The organism is Catalinimonas alkaloidigena, from assembly GCF_029504655.1.
Classification (GTDB): domain Bacteria; phylum Bacteroidota; class Bacteroidia; order Cytophagales; family Cyclobacteriaceae; genus Catalinimonas; species Catalinimonas alkaloidigena.
Genome location: NZ_JAQFIL010000001.1, coordinates 906217 through 921476 on the forward strand (window position 1 = coordinate 906217; position 15260 = coordinate 921476).

Here is a 15260-nt window from a genome sequence, read left to right on the forward strand (position 1 = left end):
TCGTATTGATATGAGCAATATGTTTAGCACTGATAAGACAGGTGCTACAAAAGATATCTGGTTGGGTACTAGCATGTCATCCCGGCTGGAGTCTATGAAAGTGCTGGAATCTCCCAGAGCAGGAAGAGTACTGGCCCGTTGGATAGGGGGCATCGGTATATTCTTGTTTTTAGTCCTTTTTCTTCCCTGGCAGCAAAATATCGTTGCTACTGGAGAAGTAACTGCCTTTTCGCCTAAAAACCGTCCTCAGACTATTGAAACTGCAATTCCCGGTCGTATTGACCAATGGTATATCAGAGAAGGGCAGTCCGTGAGCAAAGGTGATACTATCCTGACCATAGCTGAAATAAAAGATAAGTTTTTTGACCCTGAGTTACTTATCCGTTTGCAGGAGCAGATTACTGCTAAAGAAAACAGTATTGATGCTAAAGAGCAGAAGGCTTTAGCACTGGAGCGTCAGGTGAAGGCGCTCAGAGAGGGGCTGGGTTTAAAAATCAGACAGGCCAGGAATAAAGTGAAGCAATCAGAGCTAAAGCTTGCCAGCGATAGCATGGACTTCCAGGCCGAAAAAATAAGCTTTGATATTGCTAAAAATCAGTTTGAGCGTCAGAAAGTCATGTTTGATCAGGGCTTAAAATCGCTCACCGAGTTACAGGAGAAAGAACAGAAATTTCAGCAGTCGCAGGCAAAATTACTTTCCAGTGAAAATAAGTTTCTGGCCAGCAAAAACGAGTTGATCAATGCAGTGATTGAATTAAGCTCCATTGAAGCTGAGTATTTAGAAAAAATCAGTAAAGCTGAATCAGACCTGAGCATGACCCGTGCTGACTTGTATGATGCAAGCGGTAGCCTGGCAAAGCTCAGAAATGAATACGCTAACATGAAGATCAGATCTGATCAGTATCACATTATCGCCCCCCAGGATGGTTTTGTAGTGAAAGCCCTGAAGACCGGAATTGGAGAAACAATCAAGGAAGGAGATGGCGTGGTAACTATCATGCCTAAGGATCCCGATATCGCTGTAGAATTATATGTGAAACCTATGGATGTGCCCTTGCTCTCTGAAGGTAGACATGTACGTGTGGAATTTGACGGATGGCCGGCTTTACAGTTCTCAGGCTGGCCCAGTGTGGCAGTAGGTACATTTGGCGGTAAAATAGAGGTTATTGATTATGTAGAAACAGAACTCAAACAGGGTAAATACAGGGTATTGGTAAAGCCTGATCCCGGAAACGATGGTGACTGGCCTGAGCAATTAAGGGTGGGTTCTGGCGCAAATGGTTTCATTATGCTGGATGAGGTGCCTCTCTGGTATGAGATATGGCGTTTATATAATGGTTTCCCTCCCAGTCTTGAAGAAGAGCCAGATGCCGGAGAAAGTGGAGAAGCCTATCAGGCGAAAGCAAAAAAGTAAACAAAGATGAAGCATAAAAACAGAGGGATATATGCGCTATTCTTATTACTAAGTCTGGGGCTTACTTTCTCGGCCCGGGGGCAGAATGAAGATGTATGGATTGAAGAACAGGCATTTTCAATGGAGGAGTTTTTTACTAACATTATTCAGCATCACCCCGTAGTAAGGCAGGCAAGGTTTCTTTCCGATTTGGCACAACAGGAGCTACGGCTGGCAAGAGGAGCTTTTGACCCCAAGCTCAAATCAAACTTTGATATTAAGGAGTTTGGGGGTACAACATATTATAAAACCTGGGATAGCAAACTTGAGGTACCTATCTGGTTTAATACAGATTTAAATGTTGGCTATGAGCAAAATGAAGGAGAATACCTGAACGAGCAGCTGCAAAATACCAGCGAGGGATTAATCTATGCAGGTGTTTCCCTTCCGGTAGGCAGAAGGCTTTTCATTGATGAAAGGCGAGCTGCTGTACGTCAGGCAAACCTTATGCAGGATATGGCTGAAGCTGAAAAGATTAAAGAAATTAATAAAGTACTACTCAAGGCCGCCAAAGCATATTGGGATTGGTATAACGCTTACCAAAACTATCTTATTTATGAAGAAGTAGAAGAACTGGCAAGGGAAAGGTATAATGCTATTGTGCAGCAGGTGATCAATGGAGATGTTGCTCCTTTTGATTCTTTGAAAGCCTTTATCAACTATCAGCAGCGTGAAGTGCAAAAAGAACAGGCTGAACTTGATTATACTAATGCCGGGGTAATGGTCTCTAATTTTCTCTGGCGTAGTGCACAGAATGACGATATGAAGGCAATCCCTTTGCAGCTCGCCCCTTCAACCTACCCTGTAGTAAGTGATTCTCTTGTCAAAAACCAGTTACTGGATGTACAGATGCTTACTATTTTGAGAGATAGCGCCCGTGTAAACCATCCGGAAATAATAAAGCTAGATACTAAGATCAGTCAGCTTGAAATAGAGCAGCGGTTAAACAGGGAATTTCTAAAACCGGAAGTTAATCTTAAGTATAACTTTTTGACGAAGACTACTGGTGAAGGCAGTGACTCAAGTAATGGCAGTGGAAATGAAAGTTTTTTTCTGAACGACTACAAATTAGGCATGGAGCTTTATTTCCCCCTTTTTCTTCGTAAAGAAAGGGCCAAGCTTGAAAAAACCACTATCAAACTGGAACAGAATTATTATGAAAGGCAGAATCAGGCAAGGACGATAGAAAATGAGATCATCATGGTCTACAATTCACTTTCTAACTTCAGTGAGCTGATGAGGATGCAGCAAAGGATGGTGGATAATTATCAGGCTTTACTCAATGGGGAGCTGATCAAATTTGAAAATGGTGAAAGTTCAGTTTTTTTGATTAACACCCGGGAGACAGAGTTATTAGATGCCCGTATTAAATTGCTAAAACTACAGACACAGTACGAAAAATCTAAGATTGAATTATTATACGCGGCAGGTATCCCTTATTTACAGCTTTAAGAGACTACAATACTTTTGGTCTTGTTAAATTCTTTATTACCTACTTCTACGATAAAAAATTTGGTTTTTAAAGTAGAGAGGTCAAACTCTTTTTTGAATGACCCACGGATTCTAACGTTCTCTTCGTAAAGTAAATTTCCAATAATGTCGTACACTTTAATGGATACCATCGCTTTGGTATCATGAAGCACATTTAAAGAAAACTTACCTTGATCCAAAGAGCTGAGTTCAAAATCAAATTCTTGATTAAGGGGATTTTTGCTGTATTTCAGCTTGGTTTCATTAACCTTGGTAGTATTTTCCTGTATAGAAGTGTCTTGTACTACTACAGGGGTACGAAAAATCGCTACATCCTGAGCTATGGTCCAGGTACTAATCAAGCAGAAAAAAATGCCAGTGAGTAAACAAAATCTAAGATGTGCTGAGTAGTTTGTCATGCTTTCCAAAAGTAAGGAATAATATAAAAAAAAACGACACAAAACAATATTTTGTAATGGATGGTGTTACAGCTCCATCAGATGCACTTTGATTTGTTTATTCGTAATTGTGACAAGTCTTTCCTCCATTAAAATCACAAATTTTATATCATCAGTGCTTCTTAAACTATATTTTTTTTGTTCCATTGTCAAAAGGTTGACAAAAAAGACATCCTTGCCGGAAGCATAGTAAAGTTGATTGTTGCTTATCTGAAAAGGTTGATTGATTTCTATAGGTAGCTTATCAATCAGGTTTCCTAAAAAATCAAATACCAGTATTTCATTTCCCTGATGAAGGTACAGCCTATTGCCATATTCTTTCAAAGACTGAACATCAGCCCTTTCCGGTAAAAAATAGTGTAGATTTACTTTAAGCACTACATTTTCAACAATCGGGTTATACTTAACCACTTGTATATTATTTTCATCAAAAAGCCAGATCATCTGGTCATTGCTCAAAGTAGCTGCACTAAAGTGGCTGAATGGAGCTGTTTTAATGCTGCTGGTCTGCGAAGGGGTAAGAAAACGGTCAAAATACTGAAACTCCTGCCTGTTTTCGTAAAAGGCAAATACCTTCAGCATTTGTGTAGCATCCAGGCTAGTAATTTTACCCAGAGCGGGAGAAGAGTAGGATTGTACTTCCTCCAGTTGTCTGTCATACTTACTTAGTACTCCTGGCTCTGAAGCTATATATAGGTGACCCAGCGCGTCAAAAGAAACAGAAAGCGGAACATTGATAGCAATGCTATCCTGAATCACAAGAGGTTGTGCTTCTAAAGGAACTTGAATTAAAAAAATTATTGCTATGAGTATATTAGCTCTGCTTCGGATAAGTTTCAAGTGAAAATTTACTGCCATCGTGTACGCCATAGGTCTGAAAACTAATCCATTCCCCAATGTTAAAATAACGACTGTTTTCGTTGAGTGGTATTTCTAAAGGAAGATGTCTATGTCCAAACACATAATAATGATGATGAGCGTTGGCTTCTACTTCCAGGCAGTATTGATAAATCCATTCGTATTCTTTGCCCTTGAATGAATCATCAACTTTCATGTTCTTCTTGCGACTTTCTTTCGACCAAAAATGCGCCAGCCCCATACCCCATCTAGGATGAATTGCCGCGAAAAGCGTTTGAAGAAACCTGGCATGAAAAAGTTTTTTTAAAAACTTGAAGAAATGATCTCCCCCTCCCAGGCCATCGCCATGGCCAATGTGTAAAAGCTGGTCATTGATTTTTATACTTACAGGCTCTCTGATGACAGGTACGTCTAGTTCCTCAGGTAAGTAGTCAAACATCCACATATCATGATTGCCGGTAAAAATGATGATCGGAATGCCCCTGTCTCGTAATTCAGCGAGCTTGCCCAGAAACCGGATGAACCCTTTGGGAACCGTATACTTGTACTCAAACCAAAAATCAAATAAGTCTCCTAACAGGATGATAGCTTCAGCATCATGGGATACTATGTCCAGCCAGCTAATGATTTGTCGTTCTCTGGCTCTACTTTCTTTATAGGAGGGAGTCCCCAGATGAAAATCAGATGCAAAATAAACTTTTTTAGTAGCAGATAAAGTAAATTCTAAAGCAGGGTTGACTTGCATAATGCCCGCAAAGGTAATCTGATTGGATTAATGTTGAGTATTTAAAGAAAAAACTTAAGAACAAAAAAAGCTGCACTGAGCAGCTTTTTTATCCTTATGTAAAACCATAACTATCTTATGAGTTTTTATTTTCTTCTTCTACAGAAGTCTTTTCTTCTTCGGAAGGCTCAGGCTTGCCATTCGCTTTAGCCTGCTTATCTGAGGCTTCAGCCTGGCTTTCATCTTCAGACTTTTCGGCTTTTGACTTGGCTGTACTTTTTGCAGTTTCCTGTTCCTTCGCCTCCTCTTCATCTGTATAAGCCTGATAAGTGGTTGGCTTGTTGAATGGTCGCTTACCAATCAGACGGTCCAGATCAGACTGGAACAGTATTTCTTTATCCAGCAGCTCTTTGGCAAGTACTTCCAACTGCTCCTTCTTATCTAAAAGGAGTTGCTTAGTACGCTCATAAGCATCGTTGATAATTTTCCTTACCTCTTCATCAATGGTCTCAGCTGTAGCTTCAGAGTAGGGCTTGTTAAAATTATAATCTCCCTGCTGAGAATCATGGAATGAGATATTCCCGATTTTATCGTTCATACCATAAATAGTCACCATACTGTAAGCCATTTTGGTAATACGCTCCAGGTCATTTTGTGCGCCGGTTGATATCTTACCAAAGATTACATCCTCAGCTGCTCTACCTCCCAATGCCATACACATCTGATCCAGCATCTGCTCGGTAGTGTAAAGGAATTGCTCTTTAGGCAGGTATTGCGCATAACCTAAAGCGGCTACCCCACGAGGCACAATACTTACCTTTACTAAGGGGTCAGCGTGCTCTAAGAACCATCCGGCAATGGCGTGTCCTGCTTCATGATAAGCCACAATGGTTTTTTCCTCAGGAGAAATGATTTTGTTCTTTTTCTCCAGTCCACCGATCACACGATCTATTGCGTCGTGGAAATCCTGGGTTTCAACCATTTTCTTATTTCTTCTGGCGGCAATCAGCGCGGCTTCGTTACAGATATTGGCAATTTCAGCACCGGCAAAGCCGGGAGTTTGTGCTGCCAGTTTCTTAGGGTTAACATCTTTAGAGACCTTGATAGGCTTGAGATGTACCTTGAAGATAGCTTCACGACCCACAATATCCGGCTTGTCAATAGATATCTGACGGTCAAATCTTCCCGGACGCAAGAGGGCAGAATCCAGCACGTCGGGACGGTTGGTAGCTGCCAGTATAATTACTCCGGAGTCAGTAGAGAAGCCGTCCATTTCTGCTAAGAGTGAATTGAGTGTATTCTCTCGCTCATCATTAGAGCCAGGCATGGCTCCTTTGCCACGGGCACGGCCTACCGCGTCAATTTCATCAATGAAAATGATGCAGGGAGCTTTCTCTTTGGCCTGTTTAAATAAGTCGCGTACACGAGCAGCACCCACACCTACGAACATTTCTACGAAGTCTGAGCCTGACAATGAGAAGAAAGGTACTCCTGCCTCACCGGCTACTGCTTTTGCCAGCAGGGTTTTACCCGTACCGGGTGTTCCTACTAAAAGTGCTCCTTTAGGAATTTTACCTCCCAGATTGGTATACTTGGAAGGGTTCTTCAGGAACTCAACAATTTCTCTGATTTCTTCTTTGGCTTCATCCAGCCCCGCGACATTATCAAAAGTGACATTTACGCGGTTTTCAGCATCAAATAAAGCTGCTTTGGATTTACCGATATTAAATATTTGCCCCCCGGGGCCTCCACCCCCTGCCATGCGGCGCATCAGGAACCAGAAACCAAAGAGTATCAGAAACAGGAATCCCCAGTTCAACAAAAAGCTGGTGATATCTGAACGTTCTTCTACCCGATAGTCTATCCTGTCTTCTGCTGGTATATCTTCCTGAGCTTCCTCAAAGTTCTTGTCAAATATATCCGGATTGGGAATCTTAAGCTTATAGTGAGGGCCATTTGAAACTGAGAACGGATTCTGTTCTTCTACTTCATTTTTATATTCACTTTCCTGTAATGCCTCATCAGTAAGGGTTACTTCTACCAAGTTTTGATTTCTTACCAGCACTACATCTTCTACATCACCTTCCTGCAACATCTTATCAAATTGCCGCTGGGTAATTTCTATGGCTGATGAGTTTTTATTAAGATAAGTGATGGCGAATATAAGCAGCACCAGCGAGAGAATGATCCAAATCTGATAATTGGGTCTCTGTGGCGGCTTACTGATTGGTTTTTTCTTCCTTTTGGTGTTATTTGCCATTTATTTCCTCTTCTAATCCAGGTTTAACTAAACAAACGCTAGAACGGTTATTAATAAATTATAAAGTTTTATACTGAGGCTCTGTTTCTACTTCCGTAATTATTGCATCTCCCCAAAGTTCTTCAAGGGCATAAAAATCCCTACGGTCTTTCTTAAAAACATGCGCTACTACATTCACGTAGTCGAGTAAGACCCACTCTTTATTTTCTTTTCCTTCTCTATGCCAGGGATTTTCTTTATTATTTTTGTGAACTTCTTTCTCTACAGCATCAGAAATTGCGTCTATGTGCGTATCAGAGTTTCCGGAACATATGATAAAATAATCAGCAATCGCATTTTTTACCTGACGTAAATCCATGAGCAAGATACCTTCGGCCTTTTTTTCCTGCATCCCCAGTATTACAACTTTACTAAGATCTTCTGAATTCATGAAATATTTATACCTTGTTTTTCCAATAATTGAAATTGAATTACAATATTACTAAAAGTTGCCCATAAATTCTTTCAACACGCAATTCATAGGCCGACAATTCTTACATTATCCTGTCTGTGATTCTACCAACGCAGTGGTGATGCAAAAGTTGGCAACACCCCAGTCTGAACACAGCCTGGAAAACGGAGCGATTGTTATGGCTGATTTCCAGACCGCGGGCCGTGGTCAGCGTGATGCCCGATGGACCGCCTCTCCAGGCCTTAACCTTACATTTACCATCGCTCTGCTTCCCAATTTGCCGGTACAGCAGCAGTTTTACCTCAACATCATTACTACACTGGCCATTTCTGACAGCTTAAAACCGCAATTGGGTGAATCACTCTCCGAGCAGCCCTCCAGGCGGCTCAAAATAAAATGGCCAAATGACCTATATTATGATGACCACAAGCTTTGCGGGATTCTGATTCAGAACAACCTGAAAGTCAATATGATTCAATCCTGTGCCATTGGTATTGGCTTAAATGTAAATCAGCTTCATTTTGATGGTGTTCAGGCCACTTCTCTTAAGACTATTACTAAGTCTTCCTGGGATCGGTACGCAACATTGAAAGAAATTGCCCTTCACTTTGAAGAACGTTATTTCCAGCTCAAAGCTATGGAGTTGACGCAACTAAAAAAAGAATACTTGGCACAACTCTATTGGTATAATACTTTCCACAGCTTTCAGGATAAAGATGGCGTTTTTCAGGGTAGAATTATTGATGTGTTGGAAGGAGGAGAACTTTTGGTAGAAAGGGAGGCAATAGTTAAACAATATCAACTGAAAGAAATTACCTATCTATACTAATCAAAAGACGAAGTTAAGAAGCTTGCACTTCAATTTGATGTTGAAGTATTATATCGTAATTTCGTGTCATAATTTTCAAGAACCTAGTAAAAAAAAATTCAAATGGTTGACGAAAAAGTTCGCTACAAGGTAAAAGATATCTCACTTGCTGACTGGGGGAGAAAGGAAATCCGCCTGGCGGAAGCAGAGATGCCCGGTCTCATGGCTATCCGTGAGGAGTATGGTGCACAAAAACCTTTAAAGGGAGCTAGAATTGCCGGATGTCTGCACATGACTATACAAACGGCGGTTTTAATTGAAACATTGGTTGAACTGGGAGCAGACGTAACCTGGTCTTCTTGTAATATTTTCTCCACACAGGACCATGCTGCTGCTGCTATTGCCGCTGCCGGAATTCCTGTATTTGCCTGGAAAGGTATGAACGAAGAGGAATTCAACTGGTGTATTGAGCAGACGCTCTTCTTTGATGAGGATAAGAAAACGCACCTTAATATGATTCTGGATGATGGGGGAGACCTTACCAATATGGTACTGGATCACTACCCTGAGTTCGTGAAAGATATCAAAGGGCTTTCAGAAGAAACTACTACCGGAGTACATCGCCTGTATGAGCGTATGAGAAAAGGTACACTTCCTCTTCCTGCAATCAATGTAAATGACTCAGTAACCAAGTCCAAGTTTGACAACAAGTATGGTTGTAAAGAGTCTCTGGTAGATGCTATCAGAAGGGCTACTGACGTAATGCTGGCTGGAAAAGTAGCAGTAGTAGCCGGATATGGTGATGTAGGAAAAGGATCTGCACAGTCATTGAGAGGCGCCGGGGTAAGAGTTATTGTTACTGAAATTGATCCGATTTGTGCTTTACAGGCTGCCATGGACGGTTTTGAAGTGAAAAAAATGGATAATGCAGTTCCCCGTGCAGATATAGTTGTGACCGCTACCGGCAACAAAGACATTCTGGTAGACCGTCATTTCAAAGGCATGAAAGACAAGGCGATTGTTTGTAATATCGGACACTTTGATAATGAGATTGATGTGGCCTGGTTAAATAATAATGCCAAAACTAAAACCGAAATTAAGCCTCAGGTAGATCTGTATGAGCTTGAAAATGGAAATGAGATCATTCTATTGGCTGAAGGACGTCTGGTAAACCTGGGCTGTGCTACCGGTCACCCATCTTTTGTGATGTCCAACTCATTCTCTAATCAGGTACTGGCACAAATAGAACTGTGGAAGTATTCTGACAAATATGAAAATGCGGTTTATACGCTTCCCAAGCATCTGGATGAGAAAGTAGCAGCTTTCCACCTGGCTAAGATTGGGGTTGAACTTGAGGAGCTTTCTCAGGATCAGGCTGAATACATAGGTGTAGAGGTGAAAGGACCTTTCAAGCCTGACTATTATAGATATTAATCTGTAAAAATGAATCATCTAAAGGGATGGGCTGGAGACAGTTCATCCCTTTTTTTTATAAATTCAGAATTTTAGCAAATGAGTTTTGCAGTTTTTCCCACTTTTGCTGATGTGAGCTGACATCAAAAAGCTGTGCCATGGGAGTCGCTTTACTACCAATCCACATGCCTCCGGCGCTTCTTCTGAAGTCGGTAAACAAAGCCTGATGCTGCCATGCCGGTAACTCTGCCTGATAATATTTACGGTTAGCATCGTGTAAAATAATAACCCCTTCCTCAGTAACGATATCCATTGCCTTCTTCAGGCAAGCTCGTCTGGCTCTTCCATCAATCAAAATAAAATCAAAGGGAGCAAATTTTATGGGGTAGTCTATGTAATCTTTTAAATCCTCGTAAGAGCCATCTTTTTCAGCATCACTAAAAGGATAATTGTTCCAGGGAACGTGATAGATATTTACCCGATCGGACTGGTTTAAATCAACGATTCGCTTTCGCCATACTTCATCAGTTTCTATGGCTGACCATTTTGCCTGGGGTGGAAGTAATTTTGGAAAATACAGCGTACTGTGCCCGGAACCCCACTCCAAACAATTTTGAGGTTGAAGCGAAGCAAAAATTTCTTCCAAAATCTCCTGCTCACGAAACTTCATGTAGGGGCGTAACTTTTTAAAACGGTATTTTTTTCCCAGTATGTTGTCTTTGGTTTCTTGACAGGATTGGATGAATAGGTTTTTCATAGAAGGATAGGAGTGTAAAAGCTAGCGAAAAGTAAAAGGTCTGAACTTCAAAAGAAATATTGTATGAAAATTTATATATCTATTTACCCAAGCCAAATAAACTTAAAAATCTTCTTTTGTTTACCTTAAAATAATATTCTATTTGATTAGGTTTTCGGTTGGCGTGGGGAAACGGAACATTTGGAACAGGCTTAACTAGAAAATCACAAAGTTTTCCCCAGCTATCGCCCTGATCAATATACATGACCAACAGATCTTCCTTTCTGTCGGCAAAGTGATGTAGCACGTCTTCTTTATGTTTTAAATAACATTCAATGTATTCTTTTTCATGATGGTGTGGCATCTCATAGCCATAGGTGATTTTTCTGATTTTTTTGGTGCCGGCACCTCTGTTGGCATGGTCATAAATGCTCTTGAACCACTTGTTTACATCGGAGCGTAATGTCAGGACAAATTTACTTCCCGGATAGCGCCGGTCCAACTCTTTGTAAAGCAGGGGCCAGGGAAAATCCTCAAAACTGTCATACTGGTCTGCTACCTCAAAAATGGGCTGCAAATTGCCTTTATCGTATTCAAGAACAAGGTCAGCTCTGAAGTTCATATGGCGATAGCCCAGTACCTTTAATGCTCTGCCTAATGATGAAGTGCCCGTTTTACCTAAGCCAATGCCAAAAACTTTATTACTTGTATGATGCGCCATAAAGATGAATACTAAAAAAAAATTTCACTAATCTGAGTAATGCAAAACTAACACTAAGAGTAATGTAGGGGAACCTTCTCAATTCAAGGTGCCGAATGAAACTTAGCTTCTGCATTATTTATCCTTCCTGAACTTTTCTCCCTGCTGTATCCGGTAAAGCTTAACATACCGGAGAAAAACAGTATAAGCCATAAGTTGCGCATAAATAAAGCCCTGCCTACCATCCAGAATAGCCAGTTGTATGATGTACTGTTTAAAAAATCTCCAGGCAGGCTTAAGCCAGAGGTGAAAAAGTGTTACTTTCTTGGTTTTGGGCAGCTTATCATATGCGCCCCAGGTAGAATACTGATCTACTTTGGAAAGAAAGTGATCAAACCCCTTATAAGTATTATGCAAAAGTTTGTACTTGAATATCCCTATGCTCCCCTCAGTGAGTATGCCGGCATGCACATGTTTATCCTGGTATTTTGACTTGTCTCTGAGGAAAAGTCGCACAACATTGTCAGAACGAAGTTCACCATGCTTCATCATACGGCCCATAAACATATTTTTTCTCCAAATACGAAAAGCCGTATGCTGCGTACCTTTTTTTAGTGTTTTCTGAATTTCCTCTGCCAACTCGGGTGTTACTCTTTCATCCGCGTCTAAGAGAAATATCCAGGGATACTTGGCCTGGGGAATCGCCCAATTCTTCTGGGCAGCAGAGTTGACGTACTGATGCTGCAGTACAAAATCAGTATGCTTCCGGGCAATTTCCACCGTGGCATCGGTACTGAAAGAGTCCACCACCATAATCTCATCTGCCCAGCTTACCGACTTGATGGCCTCTTCTATATTATCTTCCTCATTAAAGGTAGGAATGATTGCGGTTACTTTATGCATAGCTTAGTGTTCTTCCAAAATTTGCGTAAATAAATCTACGTGCCTGTCAATGGTTCTTTCAATAGAGAACTTTTCCAGGGCCGTTTCCTTGCCGTATGCTCCCAGCTCCTTTCTTAGGCTTGCTGATTGCATCACTTGCTTAATTAGTGACGCCAATTGCTGAATGTTCTCATTTTCAAACAAATAACCATTTTTTCCTTCTTCAATCAACTCCCGATTGCCCCCCAGATCGGTGGCAATCACCGGAACTTGCAAAGCCATGGCTTCTAATAGAGACTGGGAAAGCCCTTCAATGGTAGAAGGCAGCACTTTAATATCAAAGAGAGGATAATAATTAAGTACCTCATCATTAGAAATGGCGCCAGCGAAATGCACCTCATGAGGAAGGGTATAGCCGGAGATAATTTCCTGAAATTCAGAAGAAGGCTCTATGCCGACAAAGATCACTTTTACCGTTTTGTCTAATAACGCGATGGCTTTAAGGATCTGCTTTTGTTCTTTCAGGCGGGCCACACAGCCAATCACAAAATCACCCTCTTGTATGTCATATTTTTCTTTGAGAGCATTTACCTGCTGTGGATTTACCTTATCGTACTTTTCCCGCGGCGTACCATTGTAGATTACTTCTATATGCTCAGCGCTGATGCCAATTTTTACCAGCGATGCTTTTACCCCCTCACTCACTGCAATGACCTTGTCGGTTCCTTTTTCATAGAACCAACTCTGCCCCAGAATGCCCATGCTTAGTGCCAGCTGCCTGCGGGTGTGTACCAGCTTAACCGGAAGTTTATAATACCAGCGGGCTAAAATGGTAGTGTAGCGGTCTTTGCTGGATTGCCCATCAATGATATCTATTTTGTAATCCCGAACCATCTGCGCAATATGTTGGATGTTTCTGCGATCCAGCTTATGCCGGATTTGCATGGGGATGTGTACTACCTTAGAGCCTTTCAGTAGCGTTTTCATAAGCGAATCAGCAGGACAGGCCACGTATACCTTATGTCCTCTTTCACTGAGCCCCTTTGCCAGGTAAGTGGTAGAATAGGTAGAACCCGCCATGCCGGCGTATTGTGAAGTGATCAGAATATTCATAAGCTGCACTAAGGTGCCGCAATATTAAAAAAAGCTGATCAAAACACCATCAAGGTGCTACGGTGAGTATCCAGGATTGCTGAAAAGAAGCGTTTTGTTTAAGCCTTTCCAACTCCTTGATAACCTGATCTTTATCAGAGGACTGGTAGACATGCACGTAAAAGTATTTTTTCTCGCTATGGTAGCCAATTTCAGGGAAGAAACCTTGTTGAGTCAACTGACCCACCATCTTTTCTGCATTATCCTGGGTGGAGAATGTCCCGGCGATGATGTAAAAACCACCTTTCATGGCCAGAGAGTGAGCATCTTCTGCAGCTTGAGCTTCTTCAAAAGGAGAATTATTCCACGCTATTTCCTGCTTTTCCTCGACCTCTTCTTGCTCCTGAGTTTGGGCAGGAGTAGACAAAGCAGGCTTTGACTCAATAGCTTCAGGCCTGGCAGTATTTTTAGCGGGAGCTGAAGTATTCGTATGCTTGCCCAATTGAATTACGCCTTTATTTTCTGAAGTATTTTCAAAAGAATCAAATCGCAGGTCTTCGTAATTACTTTCTTGCTGCGGCTTCTCCCGGGCAGGAGTACTTGCTTCATCTGCTACCGAAGGAGTAAGTTCTTTTTGTTCAGTTTCATTAGCTCTTGAATGCTCTTCAATAATAATATGATCATTGTGGTCTGCATTTTCTGACACCTCAGGCGTATCATTAACAGAAGGTTCGTTTTCAATGATGGTAATGCCGGAAGTCGGATTAACTTTCTTTCTGTCAGGTACTTCTTCTTTTTTCTTCTTTTTCCGCTTGCGCTGTGATTTCTCCTGACTTTTGGCATGTTTCTCCAAGAGGGCTTCGTCTGGAATATCATCAATGGTATTTTGAGTAGAAAGTCGGGGCTTCCTTTTAAGTACTTCTTTCTTCTTGCCGATTACCAACCCTAACTGTAATTCATGTGTCCCCGCTCCATAGGCTGATATTTTACTTCCGCCAGTGCTGTAGGCATAGCTGAATTTTAGGTTTTTTACTTTAAAGCCAGCAGTTCCGCTGAACCCACTTTGCTGTTGGTAGCCGCCACCCGCCCAGAAAGAGTCATTAAAGTAGAATATACCTAATGCTTCTAGCTGGCTGGATTCCAGGCTAGAATAATGATATAATACTGTAGGCTCAAAGGCTGTAGTACCCTCCTCATTAAAGTTGAAGCGATAATGTGTACTGAAGATCATGCGGCTGAACTGATCAAAATTTATATCGCTGAAGCCATCAATCAACATGGGAGGGGGAGTGAAAAGATGGGGTAAAGCTACACTCAGGTTGAATCCGCGGTTATGATATTTGAAGCCAAAACGACCATCCAGAAAAGTTTGGTTCGCCAGGGCTGCCTGCAATACGAGATCATCTCCGATGTCCATGCCGACCAGGTCATAAGTATGCATGCCTATACCTGCTGAGAAAGCTGTTTTGATGTAGTGCTCATGTTCGGAGGAAAGAGGAATCATATAAGCCAGTGAGAACTTCACCGCATTGTGCTTTAAGGCTCCGATGCGGTCATCCACGATATCAGCACCGATGAAAATGGGATTGGCATTGCCTAAGGGGGAATGAAAGCTGAGTTGGGAACTGACGGGTGCTCCCTCTACCCCATACCACTGCTGACGGTGAGTAAGGTAAAAAACAGTATGCTTGTCATAACCGGCGTAAGCAGGATTGTAAAGATAGGGATTGTTATAGTAGTGAGCAAAATAAGGCATGCGCTGAGCCTCTGAGGTACAGATACTGATGAGTAGAAATAAAAATATGATGACAGTCTTTCTCATTGGGGCTTCATCTCTGCATACTTTCTCAGAAACAAAACTAGCAAAGATCAACAAGCTAAAATTTTGACTTAAGCCATGAACTTACCAATGAATTATTCTGCCCTGAATTGAAGAAAAACAAAATCCAGGCATT

Annotated in this window: 14 protein-coding genes; 4 read left to right on the forward strand and 10 right to left on the reverse strand. The window is 41.5% G+C overall.

Going from position 1 to position 15260, the window contains the following annotated elements; genetic code table 11:
• Nucleotides 1–10 precede the first annotated feature (10 nt).
• The gene (locus OKW21_RS03745; protein ID WP_277477434.1) at nucleotides 11–1414 is read left to right on the forward strand and encodes an HlyD family secretion protein; all 1404 of its coding nucleotides are present in this window, start codon (nucleotides 11–13) and stop codon (nucleotides 1412–1414) included.
• A 6-nt stretch (nucleotides 1415–1420) separates the two neighbouring features.
• Nucleotides 1421–2905, forward strand: a complete 1485-nt coding sequence (locus tag OKW21_RS03750; protein ID WP_277477436.1) for a TolC family protein — start codon at nucleotides 1421–1423, stop codon at nucleotides 2903–2905.
• Here the strand turns inward: OKW21_RS03750 and OKW21_RS03755 are convergent.
• The 5 genes from OKW21_RS03755 to rsfS all read right to left on the reverse strand — a co-directional run bounded on the left by OKW21_RS03755 (nucleotide 2902) and on the right by rsfS (nucleotide 7653).
• The gene (locus tag OKW21_RS03755; protein WP_277477439.1) at nucleotides 2902–3342 is read right to left on the reverse strand and encodes a T9SS type A sorting domain-containing protein; all 441 of its coding nucleotides are present in this window, start codon (nucleotides 3340–3342) and stop codon (nucleotides 2902–2904) included. The genes OKW21_RS03750 and OKW21_RS03755 overlap by 4 nt on opposite strands.
• Before the next feature lie 66 nt (nucleotides 3343–3408).
• Nucleotides 3409–4140, reverse strand: a complete 732-nt coding sequence (locus tag OKW21_RS03760; protein WP_277477441.1) for a hypothetical protein — start codon at nucleotides 4138–4140, stop codon at nucleotides 3409–3411.
• Between the two features lie 55 nt (nucleotides 4141–4195).
• Nucleotides 4196–4984 carry a UDP-2,3-diacylglucosamine diphosphatase gene (locus tag OKW21_RS03765; RefSeq protein WP_277477443.1) on the reverse strand — a complete coding sequence of 263 codons (789 nt, stop codon included), beginning with the start codon at nucleotides 4982–4984 and terminating at the stop codon, nucleotides 4196–4198.
• 115 nt (nucleotides 4985–5099) lie between these two features.
• Nucleotides 5100–7223, reverse strand: coding sequence for an ATP-dependent zinc metalloprotease FtsH (gene ftsH, locus OKW21_RS03770; RefSeq protein WP_277477445.1), 2124 nt, complete (start codon nucleotides 7221–7223; stop codon nucleotides 5100–5102).
• A gap of 58 nt (nucleotides 7224–7281) precedes the next feature.
• Nucleotides 7282–7653 carry a ribosome silencing factor gene (rsfS, locus tag OKW21_RS03775; RefSeq protein WP_277477447.1) on the reverse strand — a complete coding sequence of 124 codons (372 nt, stop codon included), beginning with the start codon at nucleotides 7651–7653 and terminating at the stop codon, nucleotides 7282–7284.
• Between the two features lie 58 nt (nucleotides 7654–7711).
• On the opposite strand from rsfS, the gene OKW21_RS03780 reads away from it, so the two are divergent.
• Together OKW21_RS03780 and ahcY are read left to right on the forward strand one after the other, a co-directional pair.
• Nucleotides 7712–8503, forward strand: a complete 792-nt coding sequence (locus OKW21_RS03780; RefSeq protein ID WP_277477449.1) for a biotin--[acetyl-CoA-carboxylase] ligase — start codon at nucleotides 7712–7714, stop codon at nucleotides 8501–8503.
• A 102-nt stretch (nucleotides 8504–8605) separates the two neighbouring features.
• Nucleotides 8606–9916 (forward strand): adenosylhomocysteinase, encoded by a 1311-nt coding sequence (ahcY, locus tag OKW21_RS03785; protein WP_277477451.1) that lies wholly within the window; start codon nucleotides 8606–8608, stop codon nucleotides 9914–9916.
• A gap of 55 nt (nucleotides 9917–9971) precedes the next feature.
• On the opposite strand, the gene OKW21_RS03790 is transcribed toward ahcY, so the two are convergent.
• From OKW21_RS03790 to OKW21_RS03810, 5 genes are all read right to left on the reverse strand, one after another.
• Nucleotides 9972–10652 (reverse strand): O-methyltransferase, encoded by a 681-nt coding sequence (locus OKW21_RS03790; RefSeq protein ID WP_277477452.1) that lies wholly within the window; start codon nucleotides 10650–10652, stop codon nucleotides 9972–9974.
• A 79-nt stretch (nucleotides 10653–10731) separates the two neighbouring features.
• Nucleotides 10732–11352, reverse strand: a complete 621-nt coding sequence (locus OKW21_RS03795; protein WP_277477454.1) for a sulfotransferase family protein — start codon at nucleotides 11350–11352, stop codon at nucleotides 10732–10734.
• A 114-nt stretch (nucleotides 11353–11466) separates the two neighbouring features.
• Nucleotides 11467–12234, reverse strand: a complete 768-nt coding sequence (locus OKW21_RS03800; protein WP_277477456.1) for a glycosyltransferase family 2 protein — start codon at nucleotides 12232–12234, stop codon at nucleotides 11467–11469.
• A gap of 3 nt (nucleotides 12235–12237) precedes the next feature.
• Nucleotides 12238–13326, reverse strand: a complete 1089-nt coding sequence (locus OKW21_RS03805) for a glycosyltransferase family 4 protein (protein WP_277477458.1) — start codon at nucleotides 13324–13326, stop codon at nucleotides 12238–12240.
• Between the two features lie 49 nt (nucleotides 13327–13375).
• Nucleotides 13376–15127 (reverse strand): PorP/SprF family type IX secretion system membrane protein, encoded by a 1752-nt coding sequence (locus tag OKW21_RS03810; RefSeq protein ID WP_277477459.1) that lies wholly within the window; start codon nucleotides 15125–15127, stop codon nucleotides 13376–13378.
• Nucleotides 15128–15260: the final 133 nt, after the last annotated feature.